This window comes from Carnobacterium sp. ISL-102, assembly GCF_018612935.1.
Classification (GTDB): domain Bacteria; phylum Bacillota; class Bacilli; order Lactobacillales; family Carnobacteriaceae; genus Carnobacterium_B; species Carnobacterium_B alterfunditum.
The window spans coordinates 1-24,253 of sequence record NZ_JAGGRF010000017.1 but is presented as its reverse complement, the minus strand read 5'-3'; the positions used below and the strand labels follow the sequence as shown (position 1 = coordinate 24,253).

Below are 24,253 nucleotides of genomic sequence, written 5' to 3'. Positions count from 1 at the left end.
AAAAAAAAAAAAGAATAATAAACCTCAAAGAGGACTAAAATGGATTAAACTAAGAAAGCGGAAAAATGGGCACTCCCATTTTTCCGCTTTCTTGTTTACTATTAAGTTAGTCTCCGCTAGATAAAACTACTTTTTCAGCAGCCTCCTATTCATGCAGTGTGTCTTTTTATGTATATTTTTATAAGTAGAAAGTACAAATAGATTTTTTGAAAAACATAATATTAGTTTTTTATTTAAAAGTGTTTGCTTATTTGTTGACTTTGTTTTTAATGTGACATACTATATGAATAAGTTGTATCTTATTTGGAAGGGGTCAAGCAATGGAATTAAATGAAAGACAAACAAAGATCATCGAAATTGTAAAAAATAACGAACCCATTACAGGCGAAAAGATAGCTTCGACATTAGGTTTCTCCCGTGCAACATTAAGGCCTGATTTATCATTGTTAACATTGAGTGAATTGTTGATCGCAAAACCTAAAGTAGGTTACTTCTATAATGCACATAGAGTAGACCCTTTTATCATAAAAGCTATTAAAGAAAAAAAAGTAGAAGACGTTATGAGTGTTCCCGTAATTGTAAGCTCTAACACATCTATTCAAGATACGATAATCAAAATGTTTTTAGAAGATGTAGGATCGGTTTATGTTACAGAAAATCATAGCCTTATCGGATTGGTTTCTAGGAAAGATTTACTAAAAGCTGTCATGGGAAAAATGAATATTGAAGAAATGCCCGTCAGTATGGCAATGACCAGAGTACCTAATGTTGTCTATGTACTTAGTGATGACTCAGTTGAATACGCGACAAAGAAACTTTTAGCTCATGAAGTCGATAGTTTGCCAGTAATAGACAACAGTGATGGAAAAGGGCCAGAAGGATTAAAAGTAACTGGTAAATTTTCAAAAACATTGATCAGCCGTCTATTCTTAAATGTTATCGAAAATGAAATTTAGGAGGAACATATGAAACCTTTAACAATTTATCTTATTTCTGACTCGATAGGGGAAACGGGTGAACAAGTGATCCATTCTATCTTATCCCAATATTCAATCGAAGTAGGGGAAATCAAAAAATTTACGCATGTATTAACTAAACAAATGTTAGAAGCCATACTTGTCAATATTAGTGAAGATGAAAAAGCTGTTGTTTTTTATACATTAGTCCAAAAAGAGCTGAAACAATATTTAACAGCATTTTCTGAGAATAATAAGCTTCTTCTCGTTGATATATTAGGCGATGGCATGTCAGCCATCCAAAAAATCACGTCCTTAGAGCCAATGGGAGAACCAGGAATTATCCGTAAGATGGATAAAAAGTACTTCAGCAGAATTGAAGCAATCGAATTTTCCGTCCGATATGACGATGGGAAAGATCCAAGAGGAATATTAAAAGCAGACTTAGTTCTTCTCGGGGTATCCAGAACATCAAAGACCCCCTTGTCTATTTATCTAGCAAACAAAAATATTCGTGTTTTAAATATCCCGCTTTTCCCAGAATCAGATCCGCCGAAAGAGATTTACCAAATTTCATCGACTAAAATCATTGGTTTAACCAATTCACCAGAAAAATTAAACAGTATCAGGAGAGAACGGTTGAAAACCTTAGGGCTGCCGCAAAATGCCAGTTATGCAGATACGAATCGTATCTTAGAAGAATTGGACCATGCGGATAGAATCATGAAAAAAATTGGGTGTTTAGTCATAGATGTTTCGAATAATGCCATCGAAGAAACAGCAAATTTAATTATTGAATATATGAAAAAAATTGATAAAAAGGTATTTAATGTTGATTGAAAATAGAAAAGATATTAAATAGTTAAAATGCATGTATCCTAATAAAGAAAGAGGCTGAACTAATGACTGAAAAATACGTTTATGATTTTAATGAAGGTAAAAAAGAAATGAAGGAATTACTTGGTGGTAAAGGAGCTAACTTAGCTGAAATGACAAATCTTCTGCTTCCTGTTCCGCCGGGATTCACTTTAACTACCGAATCTTGTAACCGCTTTTTTGATGAAAATAAAAAGATTTGGTCTAGTTTAGAAGAAGAAATAAACATCCATTTAAAAGCACTTGAACAAGCTACAGGAAAAAAATTCTCAGATTTAGAAAATCCGCTGCTTGTATCGGTTCGATCTGGGGCAGCTCAATCGATGCCAGGTATGATGGATACTATTTTAAATCTGGGTTTAAATGACCATTCAGTTATTGGGTTGGCCAAGAATACAGCTGATAAGCGTTTTGCATATGATAGTTACCGTCGTTTCATCCAGATGTTTTCGGATGTGGTCATGGAAATTCCCAAAACACGCTTTGAGTCGATATTGGAAAATAAAAAAGCCGAAAAAGGCGTTGAGTTAGATAAAGAACTTAGCGGAGATGACTTAAAGTCAGTAGTAGAAGCGTATAAAAAAGTTTATTTAGAAGAGGTAAAAGAAGACTTTCCACAAGATCCTATGGTGCAATTAGAACTGGCTATCAAAGCAGTATTTACATCATGGAACAATCCAAGAGCGATATTTTATAGGAATATGCATGAGATATCTACCTTAATAGGTACTGCTGTTAATATTCAAGCAATGGTCTTTGGAAATAAGGGAGAAACTTCTGGGACAGGCGTAACGTTTACTAGAAATCCTGTGAATGGGAACAACAAACTCTTCGGCGAATTTTTATTGAATGCTCAAGGAGAAGATGTCGTTGCTGGTATACGTACACCAAATGATATTGCAGTATTAAATGATCTGATGCCTGAAATTTATAATTTGCTGGAAACAGCAGCAAATACTCTTGAAGATCATTATAAAGATATGCAAGATATCGAGTTCACCATTGAAAAGGACAAACTATTTTTATTGCAGACGCGAAGTGGAAAAAGAACGGCACAGGCTGCTATCAATATTGCGGTTGATTTGTACAATGAAGGAAAAATCACCAAAGAAGAAGCGCTATTAAGAATCAAACCGCAACAATTAGAACAATTGCTGCACCCTAATTTTGATGAAAAAGCGGTTGATCAAGCAACTATATTGGCAAAAGGACTTGCTGCTTCGCCTGGTGCGGCTTCAGGTATCATTTGCTTCACTCCGGAATCAGTAGAAATAGCCTTTGAAAAAGGAATAAAATCGATTTTAGTGAGACAAGAAACGTCGCCTGAAGATATATCTGGAATGGTAAAAGCAGAAGGTATCTTGACCGCTAGAGGGGGAATGACGTCACATGCTGCAGTGGTTGCTCGCGGAATGGGGAAATGTTGTGTTGCAGGATGCTCAGAGCTAAAGGTTAATGAAGTAGAAAAAACAGTGAAATACAATGGCGGTATATTGTATGAAGGAGATTTGATTTCACTGGACGGGGCAAGTGGAATGGTTTACCTAGGTGAAATTGAAAAGAGTAAAGCAACTTTAGGCGGCAAATATGATCAATTAATGGAATGGGTCGATGAAGTAAAAGCAATGGCAGTTCGGACCAACGCAGATACACCAGAAGATGCGAAGCAAGCCTTAGAATTTGGTGCAGAAGGAATTGGGCTAGTTAGAACTGAGCATATGTTTTTCAAAGAAGATCGCATTTCTTCAGTAAGAAGAATGATCATAGCTGACTCGGTTGAGGAGCGAATGAGAGCGTTAAATGAAATATTGCCTATACAAAAAAACGACTTCTATCAAATCTATCAAGTCATGGGTGAACTGCCTGTAACGATCCGCTTACTGGACCCGCCTTTACATGAATTCATGCCTGTAAAAGAAGAGGATATAAGCCGATTAGCTGCGACGATGTCCTTTAGTTTAGCAGCGTTGAAAGAGCGTATCGAAGATCTTCATGAAGTGAACCCTATGTTGGGACATCGCGGTGTCCGGTTAGGGGTAACGTATCCTGAAATCAGCAGGATGCAAGTTAGAGCGATCATGGAAGCAGCTTTAGAATTTAAGGCTGATAGAAATTGTGAGATCCAGCCAGAGATCATGATTCCTTTGATCAGTGATGTAAAGGAATTGACTTATATCAAAGCCGAAATTGAAGATGAAATCAAAAAAGTCTTTACTGAAAAGGGAGAAACATTAAGTTATCATGTTGGAACAATGATTGAAGTCCCTAGAGCCGCTTTGACTGCTGACAAAATTGCTGAGGAAGCAGACTTTTTCAGTTTTGGAACAAATGACTTAACTCAAATGGGATTTGGCTTTTCAAGAGATGACTCAGGAAAATTCATTTCTGAATATATGGATAAAGGTATTCTTGAAAATGGGCCTTTTGATACTATTGATCAAGAAGGTATCGGTCAGTTAGTAAAAATAGCTATTGAAAAAGGTCGCCGAATCAAACCGAATTTAAAGGTCGGAATTTGCGGCGAACATGGTGGAGATCCGGCATCAATTGAATTTTTCCAAAAGTTGGGATTTAGCTATATTTCTTGCTCACCATATCGTGTACCGATTGCACGTTTAGCCGCTGCTCAAGCAGCTATAAAATACCACGTAGTAAAAGAACCAATTTCTGATAAGTTAGTCACTAATTTCAGTTAGTCGAAAATAATGATCAAACAAACTAAAAATAGTAGTTTAACCGAAATTAGGTTGAACTACTATTTTTATTAGGGTAGTATTCAGAAATATGGTTGAATCTTTATCTTGCTAAAGGCTATTTTAATTCATTCCTTAGAATTATGAATTCTTTTCGGATAGTCTGTACAATAGGGGTAACACATTTTAAAAGGAGGCGCGTGATGAAAAAAGAGAAATATCCTAAAGATGCAATGCGCGTTTTAAAAGAGACTAGTCGAACATTTTATATACCCATTACTTTTTTGAAGGCTGACTTAAAGTACTCAGTTTCGTCTGCTTATTTGGTTTTGCGAGCAATAGATGAAATTGAAGACCATGAAAACATCTCAAATGAGACCAAATTTGATCTTTTAATGCAGCTTAGTGAACTTTTTAAACGGCCGTTCACACAAGAGGAGTATTTGGAAATTATCGCTCCTGTAAAAGAGCAATTGCCTGAAGTATCAATCCGTTTATATGAGTGGATCCAAGCTTGTCCAGAGGGTTCTTGCTCATTGATGATGGAAACAGCTAGTGAAATGGCATTTGGAATGGCAAAATGGGCAAATAAAAATTGGCAAATACACACAAAAGAAGATTTAGACGACTACACTTATTATGTTGCAGGATGTGTAGGAGTGTATCTTTCTAAACTATGGAACTGGTCTTATGGTCAAGAATTAAATGAAGAACTTGCGATAGGGTTTGGTCGAGGACTTCAAGCTGTTAATATTTTGCGTAACCAAAAGGAAGATAGTGAAGAACGCGGTGTCAGCTTTACTCCAGATGGATGGACAAGAGAGCAACTTTTTGCATATGCGGATGAAAATTTAGCCGAAGCGAATGCTTATATCGAAACACTTGATGAAAGAAGTACCATTCTATTTTGCCGGTTGCCGCTAGCTTTTGCACACAAAAGTTTAGCAGCGATGAAAAAGGGTCAGAAAAAAATGTCCCGAGCGGAAGTAGAACAAACTGTTGAAGAAGTGAAATTAGAAGTAGATGCGAAATGATATAAAGGAAAGGACTGGGAGAAATGTTCCCAGTCCTTTCCTTTATTCTGAATGACTAGACTAGAAAGTGCTTCAAAAAGCAGAATCGACGACCAGATTATCGTGCTTGTTGTAGCGTAACTTCTGCTTAGTTTTAGTGAAACGCTAATAATCATTTGCAAAATAACTATTTTTTAACAAAAAGGTTCAATCAATATTTCTTTTTAGGATGACGATCAACTGCTTCAGGATATTTTTCCAGTAATTCTTCGCCAGTTGGTGTAATCTGATAACCTCGGATGGTGAAATTTGGAGCAAGTTGCTCTTCTGTTAATTGTTCTTTAGCGAGTTCCATGAGTTCGGATTTTTTTAATTTAGAGTATCCGGTTATTCCAAATTGTTTTAAGATGGCTTTTAATTGTGCGGCATTCAGATAAGGTAATGAATCGATTGCTGAGAGTTCTTTTGCATATCCTTTTTGCTGAATTTCATCTAAGGCTTGTTCTGCATTGATACCGTAGTCGTATTCAAAATATTTTGGATATCCACTGATTGTTGTGAATGTACCAAAATTGATACGCCATAACAAAATGAGGTGACCTGGAAGAATATCTTCCTCAAATCGAACCATTTTTTGTTTAGAAACGAGGTTTTCTGAACCAATATTTACCAGATCCAGCCACTTTTTCAAGTTACGCTTGGGAGAGATATAAGGAACTTCAGCGTGATTTTCATATAGGAAAAAAACCATTTGTACATCTGGATCGTTTAAATCAAGATGGCTGTTCTGTTTATCAAGGTTTGTCGTATTCATAAAAATCCTCCTTAACCATTGGTTTAATTCTATCTTAATTATATCGCAAAAACGGACAACTTTCACGAATTCACTAGGGAGATGAATAGTTGAACTTTCTCGAATAAGATAGTCATAAATTTTCTTGTATATCTTATTCGAGTAGCATATGCTAATCAAAAGACGTTTTTGAGGAGGTTCAAGACATGAGGCTATTGATTGCAGAGGATGAACAGGAGTTGGCACGTGCTATTCAAGTAATTTTAGAAAACGAAGGCTATTTGGTGGACATTGTCCATGATGGTAAAGAGGCTTATGAGTACGCATCGTTAGTAGATTATGATGGATTGATCCTTGATATTATGATGCCAAAACTTTCTGGATTAGAAGTTTTAGAAAAATTGCGAAAGGAAAGCAAACAAATACCTATTTTACTTTTGACAGCAAAGTCAGCTATTGATGATCGAATCGGTGGACTGGATCTAGGAGCAGATGATTATTTAACCAAGCCATTTGCTATGGGTGAATTACTGGCACGTATACGGGCTATGACACGTCGAAAGACAGTATTGCAAGCCAAAATAGTAACATTTGAAGATTTGGAATTAAACAGTGATTCTATTCATATCAGCAATGGTAAGCAAGAAATGAAATTATCGAATAAAGAATTTCAAATATTACAATTATTGATGGAGAACCCGAAACAATTATTTTCAGCGGAACAACTGATCGAACGCATTTGGGGATGGGATGCAAACATTGAAATGAATAGCATCTGGGTCCATTTAAGTAATTTGCGAAAAAAATTAGCAACACTAGAAGTTCACGTTAGGATCGTTGCTACACGAGGTGTGGGTTATTCATTGGAGGTCATTCGATGATTGAGAAACTGAGAAGGAAATTTATACTAGTTACAATGGCCATCGTTTTTCTCGTCATGTTTGTGGTTTTAGTAACCTTAAATATTACAAATTACTTTCATGCTGTTGAGCGGGCGGATGAAATATTAACCGTTTTAGCTGAGAACGATGGAAGTTTTCCAGATGAAGAATTTTTAGGACAAGGATCAGAAAACGAACCAGATAGCTTTCCTCCAAATCAAGCGGTATCGGCAGAGACTCCTTTTGAGACGCGCTATTTCACAGTAATTGCTAATGCAGATCGAGAAATTACTCAAATAGATACAACACGAATACGGTCAATAGATTCTGAAACTGGACAAATTTATGCTAGAGATATCTTATCTTCTGGCGAAACAAAAGGCTATATAGATGATTTGCGCTACAAAGTTGTAAAGCAAGAGGATGGTACATTCTTAGCATTATTTGTCGATGATCAACGAGAATTACAAACCATGAGAACCTTTTTACAAAATTCAATTGTTATCGGATTGATTAGTTTAGTTTTTATTTTTATACTGGTTTTTTATTTCTCTAAAAAAATTGTTAAGCCGGTTCAAGAAAGTATTGATCGGCAAAAGCAGTTTATTACCGATATGGGTCACGAAATAAAAACGCCTTTGGCTATTATTTCAGCTAACAACGATGTTCAACAGATGCTTAGTGGCGATAATGAATGGACCAAAAGTACTGGAAAACAGATTCGCCGTTTAGATAGTTTAATGGAAAGTATGCTCCAGCTTACACAAATGGATGAAGAAGCTTATCGGCCTAACATTGAATCAATCAATTTTTCGCAAATTTTATACGAGATTTGTGAGCCATATGTTTTGATTGGTAAACAAAAAGAGGTCGCTGTTTCCTTAGATATCCAGCCAAATGTAATTATTCAAGCAGAAAGTGGTTCAATCAACAAGTTATGCTCATTGTTAATGGATAATGCTAATAAATATGTGCGAGAACCGGGAAGTATCCAAGTTCGCTCAGGCAGTCCTCAAGGACATAAAGTTAGACTGAGCATTTCCAATTCAGTTAATGAAATACCTGGAAATTTTGATCGCTTGTTTGACCGCTTTTATCGGGAAGATCAAGCAAGAAAACATAGTTCTGGGGGCTATGGTATCGGCTTATCATTAGCCGCTGCTATAGTAGAAAGCTATCATGGACATATCAAAGCAAAACCATTAGACAATGAAACAATCGTATTTGAAGTTGAATTGCCAACAAAATAAAAAACTTTTTAATAGTTTTCCTATTAGGACAAGTCGCTTGTATAAAGCAATGGACTTGTCCTTTTTTGTGTACAAACGAGGCAACTAACTGCCGAAAAATGTTGAGAGAGGATAAGCAAGGGTGAAAAAGCATGCTGCTTGTCCCAAAAGCGTGAAAAGAGGACAAGCGAGGATGGGAAATCGAGCTGCTTGTCCCAAAAGCGTGAAAAGAGGACAAGCGAGGATGGGAAATCGAGCTGCTTGTCCCAAAAGCGTGAAAAGAGGACAAGCAAGAGTGGAAAATCGAGCTGCTTGTCCCAAAAGCATGAAAAGAGGACAAGCAACGGTAGAAAAGCCCGTTGTTTGTCCTTTAGTTGTTAAACAAGTAATTTAAGCATTCTTTGGATCCTTTTTTTCGATACCATTTCAGCACACCAAATATAGAGTATTGCAGCAGTCAGCTTATCATTCGGAAAAAGTCGTTGATATTCTTTGATGCATGATAAAAGTGCAGAGTTGATAGGGTTCTCATAATCGCATGATCGGCAGTGATAGTAGGTTCGATACAATTCTAAATCTAATGAACTACATTCTTCACAGCCGATCCCTTTGCGTAAACTAGCAAAGGAATAATTTGGAATATCGTTGGCAAATGGCATAGGATCAGTCTGATAATCAATTAAATCAGCAGCAAATTTTTTTTGGATTGCGGTCAATGGTTTACTTTCTTTTTCGATCTTAATAAAATGATTTTTCAGCTGTGAGGGCAATAGCATACCTTCGTGTTTTGGTGCATTAAATAAAGTGAACTCTGGGTGAACATAGGCAGCATAGGCTTTGATTTCGATATCATACCGGAGCTCCTTCAAAAAGATGGTGAGTTTGTTTTTAGTATTTTGTACTTGAATCAAAGGATTGCTCACTTTGAAATCTGGTATCTTCACTAGCATTTCTTCTCCGTAATAATACTCTCCACTGTAATTTTTTATTTCATACAAATAAAGCGTCTTTCCAGTTAGAATCATTGAATCAATTTGAAATGCATTTGATAAATGAGGCTGTAAAAATAAATCATTTAAAATAAAAAAGTTGTCATTTAATTGAGTAGTCATTTGGTCGAATGACTGCTCACCCGCAAAGCCTTTCTGTAAGTGTTGCAGGTATTGCTGTTGTTTATTGGATAGGGTCCCTCTTATTGCTAAAGTCTCCATTATCACTAATAAATCGGATTTTTCTCGTGTGTGCAACATAAAGTCAAACCTCCTAGTCAAATTAGTCTCACTAACTAAATACGCATTTCAAGAACAAAGCTACTACTAAATTTTACACTTAAGGTTCAATTAAGGTTCAAGTTTTATATTATATCCATCGAGCAAGGAGGTAATGGATATGACAAATTATCAAAGTGTTTTTGAACGCAAAGAAACAAAATATTTAATTACGTATGATCAATGGGGTCAATTGATGAAGGAGCTTAGGCCGCATATGGAGTTGGATAAATACGGAAAACATTTGATCACAAATATTTACTATGATACCCAAGATTGGCACTTGATACGCCACTCAATGAGTAAGCCACTATACAAAGAAAAAGTTCGAGTACGTAGTTATGGTGTACCAACTGAAAAAGATCCAGTATATATTGAAATCAAGAAAAAATTTGATGGAATCGTTTATAAAAGAAGAGCAAAAATGCGATTAAATCAAGCAGAAACATTTTTAGCGCATCAAGAGGGACTAGCTATTGTCAGCGATAACCAAAAAATACATGAATTTGAGTCAGTCCTATCTTTTTATCCTGACTTAAAACCAGCTATGTATTTGTCTTATAAAAGATTGGCTTATTTTGACAAAGTGGATGACAGTATCCGGATCACCTTTGATCAAGAAATTTTATATCGTACGGAAGATTTGTTTTTGTCATCAGGATCATATGGGCAACCGATTTTACCAGAAAATCAGTTATTGATGGAAATCAAAATTTGCGGTGCCATGCCAGTATGGCTTGCGCGTATTTTATCAGGAAATAAAATTTTCCCGGCAAAATTTTCAAAATACGCTAATGGATATCAAAATCATTTGAAAAGACAAGAAGAATCATCAATGAAAGTAAGGGAAAGAGAGGTTTATAGTGCATGAGTGAATTATTCAATAGTGTATATATGGAAAGTGCGTCTGCATTTTCAATCACAAGTTTTGTTTTTTGTACCTTAGCAAGTTTGATATTAGGGTGGTTTGTAGCATGGACCTATATGTATCGCAATAATTATTCCAAGGGTTTTGTTGGTACGTTGTTTCTATTGCCAGCCATGGTGCAAATGGTCATCATGCTCGTCAATGGAAACGTTGGAGCTGGAGTTGCCGTTATGGGAGCATTCAGCCTTGTTCGATTCCGTTCGGTCCCAGGTTCAGCTAAAGAAATCAGTAGTATTTTTCTAGCAATGGCAATTGGTTTAGCAAGTGGAATGGGCTATATCGGATTTGCAGTCGTATTCGCCATAATTATTTGTGGTGTAATGGTAGGTTTAAATCTCTCTCGCTTTGGTGAAGTAGGGGAGCAGATTCGTCTACTAAAAATAACGATTCCTGAAAATCTTGATTACAGTACGATTTTTGATGATATATTTGATCAATACTTGTCTAGCTACCAAATGATGAGAGTAAAAACAACCAATATGGGCAGTCTTTTTCGTTTAGAATACACCATTGAATTGAAAGATCAAAATCAAGAAAAACAATTGATCGATGCGTTGCGTTGCAGAAATGGAAATTTAGAAATTATTTGCGGCCGTTCGCTATCTGGAAAGGAAGAATTATAATGAAAAAAAAGCAAAAGCAATCTAAAATGAGTATCCTTGTTTCCCTAGCCGTTATAGGAATGTTGGCAGGATGCCAAACCACTTCTTCTGAAACGGCACAAAGTGCGGAATCTAGTACGACATCTGATGCTAGTACCACTACTAGTACAATAGATTATGACTTGGAATTTAGCTCAGATGATCTTGAAGTAGGGTATGAAGAAGCTGATTTAACGACAATCAAGCTAGCTGACGATCAAAGTACAACTAGTGGAGAAGGAGCGAGTATTGATGGCAATACCCTAACGATTACAGCTGGTGGAACGTATTTAATCAGTGGAACACTTTCGGATGGTCAAATCAAAGTAACAGTTCCTGATACTGAAGAGGTTTATTTGATTTTAGATGGAGTAGACGTTACTTCTTCGACCAGTGCACCTCTCCTTATTGAAGAAGCAGAAAAAGTTTTCGTGACACTTGCAGAGGATTCAGAAAATACCCTAACAGATAAAGCCGGAAGTACAGCAATGATTGGTACAGGCGATGATGCAACAACTATTGATGGAACGATCTTTAGTAAAGCTGATTTAACATTGAATGGTTCTGGAAACTTAACAATAAATGGAAATACGAATCATGGTATCGTATCAAAAGATGATTTAACCATCGTAAGCGGAACGTATCAAATTACTGCAGTTGGTCAAGGTCTTTCAGGAAAGGATGCAGTAAAAATAAAAGATGGAACATTTAGCATGACTACAGGTACTGATGGTATTCAATCTGACAACGATGAAGAAGAAGGCAAAGGATTCGTTTATATCGCAGGTGGAGATTTCACGATCGATGCAGAGCAAGATGGTATTCAAGCTGAAACGCTGCTTCAAGTAGACGGAGGAACGTTTGATATTACGGCAGGCGGCGGAAGCGCTAATGCAGTAGCGAAAACATCTGAAGGTATGGGTAAGGATTTCTTTAATCAAAAAGCAGAAACAGAAACAGAAGAAAACCTGAATACTGAGGATACTAGTTCGACGAGTATGAAAGGTCTGAAAGCCACAGGTGAGTTGATAATCAATAATGGAACAATCACGATTGATGCAGCTGACGATACGGTTCATACTGATGGTAACTTGACACTGACAGGTGGAACACTTTCATTAGCTTCTGGCGATGATGGCTTACATGCAGGGAATGATTTGCAATTAAGCGGGTCAACTATCGCAATCACAGAAAGTTATGAAGGAATTGAAGGCAAGACGATCACGATCAGTGACGGAGAAATTACGGTTGTAGCGAGTGATGATGGGTTAAACGCAGCAAGCGGTACTTCGACTACTAGCGAAGCTGTACCCGGTGAAACCACTAGCAGTAGTGAAAATTTAATGGTCATTTCAGGAGGTACACTGACGGTAAATAGTAGTGGGGATGGGTTAGATTCAAATGGAACACTTGAAATTTCTGGCGGTACTATTATAGTTAGTGGACCAGAAAATAGCGGCAATGGAGCAATTGACTCAAATGGTGACACTATTATTACTGGAGGAACATTAATGGCTGCTGGAAGTTCAGGTATGGCCGTAACTTTTGGAGACAGTTCTAGTCAAGTGAGTGTATTATATGGATTTGAAACGACTTACGAAGCGGGAAGCGAAATTGAACTAAGCGATGCAGATGGAACGGTTCTTTTATCATGGACAGCTGATAAAAGCTTTAGTTCTGTACAGCTCAGTTCAGCTGATTTAGAAGAAGATGGAACATACACATTAGCAATCGATGATGAAACTTTTGAAGTGACAGTTGACTCGATTGCAACAACCATAGGTACTACAACTGGACAAATGGGAGGCGGAAAACAACATGGTAATGGAGATATGCAAAGACCGAGTGAAGAAGATATAGGCAGTATGCCAGAGCTTAATTAAATCGTTTATTTATAACTAAAAATGGACAAGTCAAGAGAACCTTTTCTCCGACTTGTCCATTTTTGCTTGCTCTTCTTTTTTTTCGGATACAGCTCTAGTTTTTGGACATAGTATAAAATGAAGCATTTAAAATCAATCGCTTTCACAGTGGAATAATAATTAACATACAACATGTTGTGCTTTTTCGGAAACAAATAGCATATGTTGTGTAAAATAAGGTTGAAATAATTATATAATCATAGTATCATAACAAAGGTGCTAATTAATGAATGTGTAATGGTAGGCTAAAAAATAATAGCTGATTATGTAGAACATCCATAAAGATAAAGCAGTAATTAAATAGAGAAAGGGTAGCTCACTAGGGCTACTCTTTTTCCTTGAAATAAGGAGAGGGGTAGATGGCGATTTTAGTAATTGGTGGAATGATTGGAGCAGGAAAAACAAGTGTAGCAGAACTTTTGGGAGGTTCTTTGGGTAGTGAGGTTTTTTATGAAAATGTAGACGATAACGAAATCTTACCTTTATTTTACACAGCAAGCGAAGAAGAACAAAGAGTAAAACGGTACCCTTTTTTATTACAATTGGAGTTTTTGAATAGTCGTTTTAAAAGCATTAAAGAGGCGTTACATAACAAAAATAATGTTTTAGATCGTTCAATTTATGAGGACTGGTATTTTGCTAAAGTAAACATGAATCTAGGGCGAATTTCAGAAACAGAATTCAGCATATACCAAAAGTTGCTTAACAATATGATGGAAGAATTGCAAGAATTGCCTAAAAAATCACCAGACTTAATGGTGTATTTAAAGGGATCATTTGAAACGATTATTTATCGTATTGGTTTGCGTGGCAGAGATTTTGAACAAGATCAAGGTTTACTAGATTATTATAGAGAACTTTGGGAAGGGTATGATGAATGGGTTACTAAACATTATGATGCATCAGATGTGTTGATCATCAATATAGATGAGATCGATGTAGTGAATAACCCAGAAGATGCCTATACGGTTGTAACAATGGTTAACGATAAATTAACAGAGATGGAGACAAGTAATAAATGAATAAATTGATCACGATTTTAGGAATTATCGTTATGTTGGGGATCGTCTATCTCTTATCGGATAATAAAAAAGCTATTAATAAAAGAACCGTATTTACTGCTTTAGGAGCACAATTAGTTTTATCACTCTTTTTAATTAAGGTTCCTGTGGGTAGTTGGATCATCGAACAGCTGGCAAAAGCGGTAACTAAGTTGTTTAGTTTCGCTAATGAAGGACTAACCTTTGTTTTTGGTGATCTATTTGGCCAAGGGTATTTCTTTATTGATGTGCTGGGTGTCATTATTTTCTTATCTGCTTTAACAGGTATCCTAGGCTATTTAGGTGTAGTTGGCTGGATAGTAAAAATAATAGGAGGAGCGGTGGGTAAATTGTTAGGTACCGAGAAAGCTGAGTCGTTTGTAGCTGTAGCTAATATGTTCTTAGGCCAAACAGAAGCACCTTTCTTAGTTGCGAAATACTTACCAAATATGACGAAATCAGAATTGATGACGGTTTTAGTTTCAGGGATGGGCTCAGTGTCAGCCTCTATTTTAGTCGGGTATAGCCTGCTGGGTATTCCTATGAAATGGCTGCTGATCACAACAGCTTTGGTTCCCTTTGGTTCACTATTAGTTGCCAAAATTTTGACACCTGAAACGGAGATCAGTAAAGTATCAGATGTGACATTAAACCGTAAAGGTGCTAATACATCTGTTTTTTCTGCCATGTCTGAGGGAATCAATAATGGATTGCAAATGGTTTTAGGTATCGGAGCTAGTTTGATTGCCGTCATCTCGATCGTGGCATTACTAAATAGTATTTTAGGCCTAGTAGGTACGAGTTTTACAGAGGCGCTAGGTTATATCTTTCTACCGATTGGTTGGCTGATGGGGTTAAACGGCTCTGAAGCAATGATTGCTGGACAAATTTTAGGTACAAAAATGTCTATTAATGAATTTGTAGCTTATGCAGATCTAGCACCTATGATGGCTGAACTATCTGAAAGAGCTGTCGCTATGTTATCTATTGCAGTAGGAAGTTTTGGAGCATTTGCCAGTATCGCTATTTGTGTAACAGGTTTATCCGTATTTGCGCCAACTAGAAAAAATGATCTATCTAAACTTGCACTAAGAGGAATGTTAGGTGGGTTTATTGTTCCTATCTTGTCTGCCATGTTTGTTGGATTGTTTTTATAAAGAAGAAGCTGCTAATGTAAATTATTAGCGGCATTTTTTTTTGCTTTGATAGCGCCAGAATTGATTGGCTAACAGTCCAGCTTCGGTTGCTGTGAGCAGAATTACAGGTAACGCTTTCAATATTTATAAGATAAAGTTACAATTGCTTCATAATAGATTGAATACTTAGTGATTAGACAGAGTGAGAGGAAGGGTTAAGAAAATGAGTGATCGCGATAAACTAAATAAATACAACCAGCAGAGCAATATCTCAAATTCTTTGTATGCTAGAGTAAATGTAGGCCAAGATGCTGATAAAAATTCATTAGATAGTGCTGAGCCTATGCACACTGGAGGGAGTATGAATAATGATGATGAAAGAGTTAGCGATAATAACTCTTTTACACATATGTTGTTATTTTATATTATTGGATTTCTAGTATCTGCGATCATTGGTTTCGGTGTTTTCAAGTTATTCGAAGATTATTTCTATGGAGAAAATCTGAATCAAGCATTTCCGTCACTAGCATTATTCGCAGGATCTCTTATTAGTGGTTTTTTTATTTCAGCGGTTATTCTTAAAGTGGCTAAGAGATGACTTTTAAAATTGAAAGCGTTATAATTAATTTGGAATGCTAATATAATTAAGTAATATAGCTTTAAGAAACCAGATCAAAAGGAGGAAATAGTAATGGATCATAAAGATTATGGTAAAAAGCCTTATATGTTTAATATTGAAGATGCAACTGCTCAGAATAAAAACTTCCGTACGACAATTTGGACAGGTAAAAAACTGCAATTGACGGTCATGTCTATAGAACCAAATGATGAAGCTGGGTTGGAAATTCATGAAAGAAGTGACCAATTTATACGCGTTGAAGAGGGTCAGGGTGTATGTAAAATGGGGTCTACTAAAGATAATCTAGATTTCGAAAGAGCCATCACTAAGGACGATGCTATACTCGTACCAGTAAATACGTGGCACAATATCATTAACACAGGCGGTAAGCCATTGAAATTATATACGATATATTCAGGACCAGAACATGAAGAAGGAGCAGTACATCACTCTCGTGAAGAGGCTCCCAGATAGCCGGATGAACAAGGACAGCAGAAAATAATTCAACCCTTAAGCAATGATTGTTGAAGTGGACTTGAAAGTTAGCTGAACCGTTAGTTTAGTGTTTAGCTGACTTTTTTTTGCGGTGGTTTTTTAAATAGATAGAATGAAGAAATGGATGTACTAACTTGAGTTAAAAGGGGTTAGTTTTTTTGTAGTGGTTTAAATGACATGAGAAAAACAGATCAGGGACAATGATCAACATTGCCCTAATCTGTTTTTTTCAAAATGTATTTAAAAAGATAGTCAATCTGAACTTCAAAAAGCCGACTTAATTAGGTACTATATATCCTTTGTGGCTTAAGATTTTAGCGGAATGCTTATCCGCTGGTACATATCCTTTTTCAAGCAAGCTATTGATATACAATTTGTTGTAGATAAAAGCAAAAATCAAACTAGAGAGGTCCAAAGAAAGGGCAAAACAAAGGAGTTGAATAAAAAACCACTTCATATCACCTCTAAAAAGAGCTGGTATAAAAGCAAAAAATAAAGTTGTCCATGAAAAGCCGATTTTTGCGTGTTTTATTTGGCGAGTGTGAGGATTAGTCAAAGATATTTTCATAATAATCAAGTTCCTTTCGTTTCTTTCGATTATACCATATGTCTGAAAAAGAGATGGCAAAGGACCGCTTGGAATAATTTTAAACTTTCTTGGATAGGTCTTCTTTTATAGACTGAATTTTGTGAAACAGAGATTTCATATTAGTAAGTTGCTTGATACCATTTAGCGGCAGCAGCAACTTCACTAAAAGTTAATTGATGTTGGTTGCTTTCCCAATAGATATCAACTTTAGCATGGGCATTTTCTAACAAAGCATATAATTCTTCTGATTCTTTTGCTGGGCAGATTGGATCGTTTGTTCCAGCGCTAATAAAGATAGGCGTGTTTGTTAAATCGGGCAAAAAAAGGTCTCTTATAGGGACCATTGGATGGTGTAAAATAGCACCAGATAAAGCATCAGCATAATGAAATAGTAAACTAGCTGCAATATTTGCACCATTTGAATACCCTAAAGCCAAAATGTTCTTACGGTCGAAATCGTATTTAGCAGCAGCTTCATCAAGAAAGGCATTCAACTCTTTCGTGCGGAAAATCAAATCTTCTTCATCAAAAATCCCTTCATCTAGTCGACGGAAAAAGCGTGACATACCGTTTTCCAGTACATTACCTCGAACACTTAAAACATTTGCATCCGAATCTATTTCTGCAGCGAGTGGAAGCAAATCACGTTCAGTGCCTCCTGTTCCATGTAGTAAAAGCAAAGTAGGTTTTGATTGGTCTGTTCCTTTAATAAATAAATGTTTCATACTAGATCCTCCTTATTAAAAATCCATTATTCTTTTTCTCCATCTGTTAGGTGATTCAATCTAAATAGTCTTTTTCAAATACTTTAGTACTGCGCACAGTATCGATTGGGTGTACAAATGACTCGATCCGTTCACGGTCATTTCTAAATGCTGGTGGTAAAGCAAGTGTTTCGCCTAAAATATCAATAGACTCTTCATCATCTATAAAACCAGGTTCATCGGTAGCTAATTCAAATAAAATTCCGGCATAAAAATCAATGTTTTCTTGAGGGTGTCCCACGCTAGCTGTTATATGGTGGATACCTGCTGTTTTTTTCATGTGGATTGCTCTTTATAAGCAAGAAAGTTTAATTACGAATTAATATATTACTAATTCGAGATAATTGTAATATGATTGATCTCTTTTGTCAAATCAAAAAAACTCATCTTTTTTTCGGTAGACTGTAGACTTTCATGGAAGAAAAAGCTGATTTAGAGAAAAACTGCTCTTTTGCGTATTTTTAATAAATATCTTTAATTAAGAATAAATAGACTTGAAACATTTTCAGATCTATGGCATACTTGTAGATGTACTTACGAAATGTAAGCGTCGGTTGGTGGGTGACCTTCAATTAAATAATTTGTAATGGAGGAAACATATTGGCTAACAAATCGGTATTCACTCGAATGAGCGAAGCTTTATTCGGGAAGAATGAACAAACTAAAAAAATAGCAGAAAAGGGGAATAAAATTATGAAAATCGGTATTATCTCAGGAAGCGTACGTGAAGGAAGAAATTCAGCAGCGGTAACAGAATGGATCCATGAATTTGCAGTGAACAGAAATGATGAAGGTGTCGAATATGAAATGGTCGCTTTGGCAGATTACGACTTACCATTGCTAGGAGCTAAGCTTCCTGAGAATCGTCAAGCAACAGCAAGTGCAGCAATTCAAGCATGGTCTGAAAAAATGGCTTCATTTGATGGATATGTATTTATTACCCCAGAATATAATCACGCAGTAGGTGGAGCATTGAAAAATGCTTTAGACTTCTTAAAAGCAGAAGTTGCAAATAAAACAGCCTCTTTTGTTGGATATGGCAGTCTAGGGGGTGCACGTGCTCACGAAAATATGCGTGTGATCTTAGGAGAATTGAGTGTTGCTTCGGTACGCACTACAACAAACTTCTCTCTAATAACTGATTTTGAAAATATGAGTATTTTCAAACCAAATGACTACAATAAAGTAAATGCACAAGGCATGTTTGATGACTTATTGTTATGGACGAAAGCCCTTAATACAATTAGATAAGGTCGAAAATAAAAACCAATTCCACCTCGAATTTTGGTGCGGAGTTGGTTTTTTTGTATGTTTTTTAAGATATTATTTATTGCTTAATCAAATAGTTGATACAGTACACACCTTATCCTAAAAGAAGCATAAAGATTTTTAGTTATTGAAATAGCTACTGAGCTGATTGTTGTTGGCGCTCTTTTATTTTTGGTTTAACAGAAATGAATGATAATCAGTAAGTTTTATAGAAAAATCAGTCAAATAAGAATATATATTGTTCGATAAGGAGTTTTATTTCTTTGTATACATAATTAGTTTTTATGCGGTAAACTAAAGGTATTAAATCATAGGAAGTGAAATAATGTTCTACTTATTCATTTTAATGCTTGAACGCGGCGGATTGATTATTATTTTAGCGTATATCTTAATGAATATTCCTTACTTCAAAAATCTTTTAGGAAATCGAAGAAAAGCTAGTACGATGGTCCAACTGATTGTGGTATTTGGGTTATTTGCCCTGATTTCTAATTTTACAGGAGTAGAGATTGGCCAAAATCAAATCAAGATGGATCAGCCGTTCACTGACTTATCCAGTCATTCTTCACTGGCGAATACACGTGTGTTGACGATCGGTGTTTCAGGATTGATTGGGGGGCCGATCATAGGTGTGGGTGTGGGCCTCATTTCAGGCATTATCCGTTATTTTCAAGGTGGAATAGATGCGTACGTGTACGTGATTTCATCTATATTGGTTGGTTTGTTTTCTGGGGTCTATGGGTTGAAATCCATCCGTAAGAATGCCTTCCCAAAAGTTAGAGAGGGTCTCATCATTGGCGCAGCAATGGAAGTTGTTCAAATGATATGTATTCTATTATTAAGTAGCTATTTTCAAGAAGCAGTAGATTTGGTCAAGTTCATTGGATTACCAATGATTTTGACCAACAGTATTGGAACAGGGATTTTCTTATCGATCATCGACTCAACGCTGCGACAAGAAGAACAAACAAGAGCAGTTCAAACGCATGATGTTTTCCAACTGGCTAATGAGACTATGCCTTATTTTCGCTCAGGCATGAATGAGGAATCTTGTACGCAAGCAGCAAAAATCATTCAAAAACTGATTAAGGTTTCAGCTGTTAGTATTACAAACAAAGACAGTATTTTAGCACATGTTGGCGCAGCCAGTGATCATCATGTTCCTTCAAAAAAAATAGTGACTAATTTATCTAAAGAAGTGCTTCGAACAGGAGAAATCAAAGAGGTGCATTCTCATCAAGAAATTGGGTGCGATCATCCTGATTGCCCATTAGAAGCAGCGATTGTTATTCCATTGAAATCACAGGGTAAAACGGTTGGAACGTTAAAGATATATTTCACTGATGCCTCAAAACTGACCTTTGTTGAAAGGCAACTGGCGGAAGGGTTAGCCACTATCTTTTCCAGTCAAATTGAACTTGGTGAGATGGAATTGCAAAGCCAGCTCTTACAAGATGCAGAGATCAAATCGCTGCAAGCCCAAGTAAACCCGCATTTTTTCTTTAATACCATCAATACCATTTCTGCATTGGTCCGGATAGATAGTGAGAAGGCTCGTGAGATGTTGCTACAGCTGAGTACCTTTTTCCGGTCTAATTTACAGGGTGCCAGAACGAATGTGATTCCTTTAGAAAAAGAACTGCTGCAAGTAGAAGCTTATACAAAATTGGAACAAGCGCGCTTTCCAGATCGCTACCAGATCGAGATGAACATAGAAAATGGGTTAAATGATATTCTTTTGCCGCCGTTTATGATTCAGATTTTGGTAGAAAATGCCTTTAAACATGCCTTTAGAAATCGGAAAATGAATAATTTAGTCCAAGTAACGGTCAACAAAATAGATCGTGATATTTTGGTAAGTGTGCAAGATAATGGGTATGGGATAGAAAAGGGTAGACTTGGTAAATTAGGCAAAGAAAGTGTTTCGTCCGAACAAGGGACCGGATCAGCTTTGGAAAATTTGAATAAACGGTTGATCAGTTTATTTGGAGATAGAGCTAAATTGAACTTTGAATCTTCCGAAAAAGGTACGATTATTATTTGCAAGATACCTTACCAAGGAACGGAGGGATAATAATGCAGACATTGATAGTGGATGATGAGCCCCTAGCCAGAAATGAGCTAGCGTATTTACTGGAACGCTGTGAAGGAATCTCAACAATAGTAGAAGCAGAGTCAATTGAAGAAGCTCTAGGGAAAATGTTGCAATATGAAATTGATTTGATTTTCTTAGATATCCATTTGACCAGTGAGAGTGGATTAACATTAGCGAATAAAATTAACCAATTAAAGAACCCGCCAATGGTTATTTTTGCTACAGCGTATGATGAATATGCTATTAAGGCGTTTGAATTAAATGCAACGGATTACGTTTTAAAACCATTTGAACTGCCTCGAATTCAAGAAGCTGTTCAAAAGGCTTATACTAGCTATCAAAAAGAAAAAGTGCCCTTGCAGATGGAAGATAAGCAGGAATGCTTATTGACGCTTCCTATTCAAATGGACGAACGCATCTACATTGTTAAAATCGAAAATATTATTGCTATTGCGGTGGAAAAAGGTACCACAACTGTTTATACTGTCGAGAAAGAATACAGTACAAATGAACCTTTGAGTGCCTATGAAGAAAAGGTGAAAGGACATGCTTTTTTACGTGTGCACCGCTCCTATCTGCTGAATACAAACGAAATCCTAGAAATACAGCCGTGGTTTAACCATACATTTCTGGTCACTATGAGTAATCAGGTGAAAATTCCTGTGAGCAGACACTATATGAAGCAATTCAAAGAAGAAGTAGGCTTAGTATAATGTACATTATGGATAAGGAGAACAATTAAGAGCTTATTTGTCCCAAAAGAGTGAGAAGTGGACAAACAACTCCAAAAAAGGAGTTCATTTGTCCCAAAAGGGTAAGAAGTGGACAAACAACTGCAAAAAAGGAGTTCACTTGTCCCAAAAGAGTGAGAAGAGGACAAACAACTGCAAAAAAGGAGTTCACTTGTCCCAAAAGAGTGAGAAGTGGACAAACAACTGCAAAAAAGGAGTTCACTTGTCCCAAAAGAGTGAGAAGAGGACAAACAACTGCAAAAAAGGAGTTCACTTGTCCCAAAATGGTGAGAAGTGGACAAACAACTGCAAAAAAAGAGTTCAATTGTCCTAAAAGAGTGAGAAGAGGACAAACAACTGCAAAAAAAGCACTAGCGGGATTATCATACCTATCAATAGAATGAATTTGAGAACTGCAGATGAGCGTTTCAGTCGGCCGTATTGCTATTTCAGCTTAAATTTCATCCGAAACCTTATTTTAGTAGTAAAGTGAAGCTATTAAAGGTTCATCAAAATCGATGAACGAAGTATAAGGGGGTAGGAAAGAATGTTTACACTATTAGGTGGTATTGCGTCATTAATTTTAGGCTATTTTATTTATGGGAAGTATATTGAAAAGAATTTTGGGATCGATCCGGATCGGACAACTCCTGCAGAAGCGTTAAGGGATGGCTATGATTTCGTACCTATGTCAAAACCAAAAAATGCTATTATTCAATTACTAAATATTGCAGGAACAGGTCCTATTTTTGGGCCAATAATGGGAGCGCTTTACGGACCGGTCGCTTACATCTGGATCGTTGTAGGTTGTATTCTTGGCGGTGCAGTACATGATTATATGATAGGCATGATTTCTTTACGAAATGATGGCGCTCATTTACCAGAATTAGCCAGTAAATACTTAGGAAAACCAGTAAAACATGTTGTGAATATTTTCGCTATGCTTCTTTTGATGTTAGTTGGTACCGTTTTTGTTGCGTCACCAGCTAACTTGATTGAAAGTATCACTCCTAGTTGGTTAACGTTAGAAGTAATCATTGGATTGATTTTTGTTTATTACTTAATTTCAACCATTTTACCAATCGATAAAGCCATGGGAGTTGTTTATCCTTATTTTGGGGCCATTTTGATCATCAGTACTCTAGCTATTGGGTTAAGCTTAATTTTTGGAGGACATACCATACCAAACTTAACTCCAGGAACGATGAAAAATTTTAATCCATCAGGAACGCAAATTTTTCCAGCGTTATTCTTTACGATCTCTTGTGGGGCTATATCTGGTTTTCATGCTACACAAGCGCCAATGGTTGCTAGAACATCTAAAAATGAAAAAGAAGGACGCTTTACTTTTTACGGGATGATGATTGCTGAAGGTGTGATCGCAATGATTTGGGCAGCAGCTTCTATGTCATTATTCAACGGACAAACACTTAATCAAATGATCAATAATGGGACTCCTTCACTTGTCGTCAACCAGGTTTCTTACATGTTGTTAGGTAGTGTATTTGGGACAATTGCAATCATTGGAGTAATTGTTTTACCAATTTCTTCAGGACTTTCTGCTTTTAGAAGTTTACGGACGATAACCGCGGATTATCTGCACATTAACCAAAGCACATTGAAAAAAGTATTGATGGTTACGATTCCTATATATGCAATTTCTTTAGTGTTGACGCAAGTTGACTTTAATATCTTATGGAGATATTTCAACTGGGCAAATCAAGTTACAGCAGTGATTTCTTTACTAGTCTCTACTCGTTACTTGTATTTGAAAAATAAAAATTACTTGGTGACATTACTTCCAGGAATATTTATGTTGTATGCTTGCGTCGTATATATCTTTAGTGAACCAATTGGTTTTGGAATGGGTTTGACCACCTTAGCATATATCTTAAGTACCATCGTAACTATTGGCCTAATGGTTCTTTATTGGGAGACAGGCAAGAAGCAAAAAAGAGAACTAGATCCATCAGACAAGTTACTGAACGATCAACTACCAATTGGTACATTTGTATCAGAGAATCGATAAAAATAAATAGAATTTGGAGAGTATACCAATTCTCTTTTAAAAAGACACACCATTACAAAAGAGGCTGCTGAAAAAGTAGTTTTATCTAGCGGAGACTAACTTAATAGTAAACAAGAAAGCGGAAAAATGGGAGTGCCCATTTTTCCGCTTTCTTAGTTTAATCCATTTTAGTCCTCTTTGAGGTTTATTATCCACCTATTATTCTAAGTATTCTCTTCATATTTGCTATAAATACGGTAGAAGCACTTTGTATAGTCATACCGAATAAACCGCTACTGCTAGATTT

23 protein-coding genes are annotated in these 24,253 nt (G+C 36.4%); 18 read left to right on the top strand and 5 right to left on the bottom strand.

Features of this window, described 5'->3' with window-relative positions; translation table 11 throughout:
- The first annotated feature begins 320 nt into the window (after positions 1–320).
- The 4 genes from ccpN to J7E16_RS07965 all read left to right on the top strand — a co-directional run bounded on the left by ccpN (position 321) and on the right by J7E16_RS07965 (position 5,559).
- Positions 321–956, top strand: a complete 636-nt coding sequence (gene ccpN, locus J7E16_RS07980; RefSeq protein WP_214890724.1) for a transcriptional regulator CcpN — start codon at positions 321–323, stop codon at positions 954–956.
- Between the two features lie 9 nt (positions 957–965).
- Complete coding sequence (locus J7E16_RS07975; protein ID WP_214890723.1) at positions 966–1,796, top strand: pyruvate, water dikinase regulatory protein; 831 nt, start codon at positions 966–968, stop codon at positions 1,794–1,796.
- 62 nt (positions 1,797–1,858) lie between these two features.
- Entirely contained in the window at positions 1,859–4,528 is a 2,670-nt protein-coding gene (gene ppdK, locus J7E16_RS07970; RefSeq protein ID WP_214890722.1) for a pyruvate, phosphate dikinase, read from the top strand.
- Between the two features lie 200 nt (positions 4,529–4,728).
- Positions 4,729–5,559 (top strand): squalene/phytoene synthase family protein, encoded by an 831-nt coding sequence (locus tag J7E16_RS07965; RefSeq protein WP_214890719.1) that lies wholly within the window; start codon positions 4,729–4,731, stop codon positions 5,557–5,559.
- A gap of 190 nt (positions 5,560–5,749) precedes the next feature.
- On the opposite strand, the gene J7E16_RS07960 is transcribed toward J7E16_RS07965, so the two are convergent.
- Positions 5,750–6,352 (bottom strand): hypothetical protein, encoded by a 603-nt coding sequence (locus J7E16_RS07960; protein ID WP_214890717.1) that lies wholly within the window; start codon positions 6,350–6,352, stop codon positions 5,750–5,752.
- A gap of 185 nt (positions 6,353–6,537) precedes the next feature.
- Here J7E16_RS07960 and J7E16_RS07955 point away from each other — a divergent pair, with 185 nt between their 5' ends.
- The 3 genes from J7E16_RS07955 (at position 6,538) to J7E16_RS07945 (ending at position 8,835) form a co-directional block, all read left to right on the top strand.
- Positions 6,538–7,212, top strand: a complete 675-nt coding sequence (locus J7E16_RS07955; RefSeq protein WP_214890714.1) for a response regulator transcription factor — start codon at positions 6,538–6,540, stop codon at positions 7,210–7,212.
- The gene (locus J7E16_RS07950) at positions 7,209–8,462 is read left to right on the top strand and encodes a sensor histidine kinase (RefSeq protein WP_214890711.1); all 1,254 of its coding nucleotides are present in this window, start codon (positions 7,209–7,211) and stop codon (positions 8,460–8,462) included. The genes J7E16_RS07955 and J7E16_RS07950 overlap by 4 nt, the downstream gene beginning before the upstream one ends.
- 121 nt (positions 8,463–8,583) lie before the next feature.
- Positions 8,584–8,835, top strand: a complete 252-nt coding sequence (locus J7E16_RS07945; RefSeq protein ID WP_214890708.1) for a hypothetical protein — start codon at positions 8,584–8,586, stop codon at positions 8,833–8,835.
- Here the strand turns inward: J7E16_RS07945 and J7E16_RS07940 are convergent.
- Entirely contained in the window at positions 8,819–9,691 is an 873-nt protein-coding gene (locus J7E16_RS07940; RefSeq protein ID WP_214890705.1) for a nuclease-related domain-containing protein, read from the bottom strand. The two genes, J7E16_RS07945 and J7E16_RS07940, sit on opposite strands and share 17 nt — an antisense overlap.
- Before the next feature lie 139 nt (positions 9,692–9,830).
- On the opposite strand from J7E16_RS07940, the gene J7E16_RS07935 reads away from it, so the two are divergent.
- The 7 genes from J7E16_RS07935 to J7E16_RS07905 all read left to right on the top strand — a co-directional run bounded on the left by J7E16_RS07935 (position 9,831) and on the right by J7E16_RS07905 (position 16,469).
- Positions 9,831–10,580 carry a polyphosphate polymerase domain-containing protein gene (locus tag J7E16_RS07935; RefSeq protein WP_214890702.1) on the top strand — a complete coding sequence of 250 codons (750 nt, stop codon included), beginning with the start codon at positions 9,831–9,833 and terminating at the stop codon, positions 10,578–10,580.
- Positions 10,577–11,260, top strand: a complete 684-nt coding sequence (locus J7E16_RS07930) for a DUF4956 domain-containing protein (protein WP_214890700.1) — start codon at positions 10,577–10,579, stop codon at positions 11,258–11,260. The genes J7E16_RS07935 and J7E16_RS07930 overlap by 4 nt, the downstream gene beginning before the upstream one ends.
- Positions 11,260–13,161, top strand: a complete 1,902-nt coding sequence (locus J7E16_RS07925; protein WP_214890697.1) for a carbohydrate-binding domain-containing protein — start codon at positions 11,260–11,262, stop codon at positions 13,159–13,161. The genes J7E16_RS07930 and J7E16_RS07925 overlap by 1 nt, the downstream gene beginning before the upstream one ends.
- Before the next feature lie 398 nt (positions 13,162–13,559).
- A complete protein-coding gene (locus tag J7E16_RS07920; RefSeq protein WP_214890694.1) occupies positions 13,560–14,222 on the top strand; it encodes a deoxynucleoside kinase in 663 nt (220 codons plus the stop codon).
- Positions 14,219–15,397 carry a NupC/NupG family nucleoside CNT transporter gene (locus J7E16_RS07915; protein ID WP_214890691.1) on the top strand — a complete coding sequence of 393 codons (1,179 nt, stop codon included), beginning with the start codon at positions 14,219–14,221 and terminating at the stop codon, positions 15,395–15,397. The genes J7E16_RS07920 and J7E16_RS07915 overlap by 4 nt, the downstream gene beginning before the upstream one ends.
- A 202-nt stretch (positions 15,398–15,599) precedes the next feature.
- Positions 15,600–15,974 carry a hypothetical protein gene (locus J7E16_RS07910; protein WP_214890688.1) on the top strand — a complete coding sequence of 125 codons (375 nt, stop codon included), beginning with the start codon at positions 15,600–15,602 and terminating at the stop codon, positions 15,972–15,974.
- Between the two features lie 87 nt (positions 15,975–16,061).
- Entirely contained in the window at positions 16,062–16,469 is a 408-nt protein-coding gene (locus J7E16_RS07905; protein WP_214890726.1) for a cupin domain-containing protein, read from the top strand.
- A gap of 298 nt (positions 16,470–16,767) precedes the next feature.
- On the opposite strand, the gene J7E16_RS07900 is transcribed toward J7E16_RS07905, so the two are convergent.
- The 3 genes from J7E16_RS07900 to J7E16_RS07890 all read right to left on the bottom strand — a co-directional run bounded on the left by J7E16_RS07900 (position 16,768) and on the right by J7E16_RS07890 (position 18,123).
- Positions 16,768–17,058, bottom strand: a complete 291-nt coding sequence (locus J7E16_RS07900; protein ID WP_214890685.1) for a hypothetical protein — start codon at positions 17,056–17,058, stop codon at positions 16,768–16,770.
- A 140-nt stretch (positions 17,059–17,198) separates the two neighbouring features.
- Positions 17,199–17,804 carry an alpha/beta hydrolase gene (locus tag J7E16_RS07895; RefSeq protein ID WP_214890683.1) on the bottom strand — a complete coding sequence of 202 codons (606 nt, stop codon included), beginning with the start codon at positions 17,802–17,804 and terminating at the stop codon, positions 17,199–17,201.
- 55 nt (positions 17,805–17,859) lie between these two features.
- Positions 17,860–18,123, bottom strand: coding sequence for a VOC family protein (locus J7E16_RS07890; protein WP_353049874.1), 264 nt, complete (start codon positions 18,121–18,123; stop codon positions 17,860–17,862).
- A gap of 320 nt (positions 18,124–18,443) precedes the next feature.
- Here J7E16_RS07890 and J7E16_RS07880 point away from each other — a divergent pair, with 320 nt between their 5' ends.
- The 4 genes from J7E16_RS07880 to J7E16_RS07865 all read left to right on the top strand — a co-directional run bounded on the left by J7E16_RS07880 (position 18,444) and on the right by J7E16_RS07865 (position 23,967).
- Positions 18,444–19,094: an NADPH-dependent FMN reductase gene (locus J7E16_RS07880; RefSeq protein ID WP_251006125.1), complete on the top strand. Its 651-nt coding sequence runs from the start codon at positions 18,444–18,446 to the stop codon at positions 19,092–19,094.
- Between the two features lie 343 nt (positions 19,095–19,437).
- Positions 19,438–21,186: a sensor histidine kinase gene (locus tag J7E16_RS07875; protein WP_214890681.1), complete on the top strand. Its 1,749-nt coding sequence runs from the start codon at positions 19,438–19,440 to the stop codon at positions 21,184–21,186.
- Between the two features lie 2 nt (positions 21,187–21,188).
- Complete coding sequence (locus tag J7E16_RS07870) at positions 21,189–21,920, top strand: LytTR family transcriptional regulator DNA-binding domain-containing protein (protein WP_214890679.1); 732 nt, start codon at positions 21,189–21,191, stop codon at positions 21,918–21,920.
- 565 nt (positions 21,921–22,485) lie between these two features.
- Entirely contained in the window at positions 22,486–23,967 is a 1,482-nt protein-coding gene (locus J7E16_RS07865; protein WP_214890677.1) for a carbon starvation CstA family protein, read from the top strand.
- The last annotated feature ends 286 nt before the right edge of the window (positions 23,968–24,253 follow it).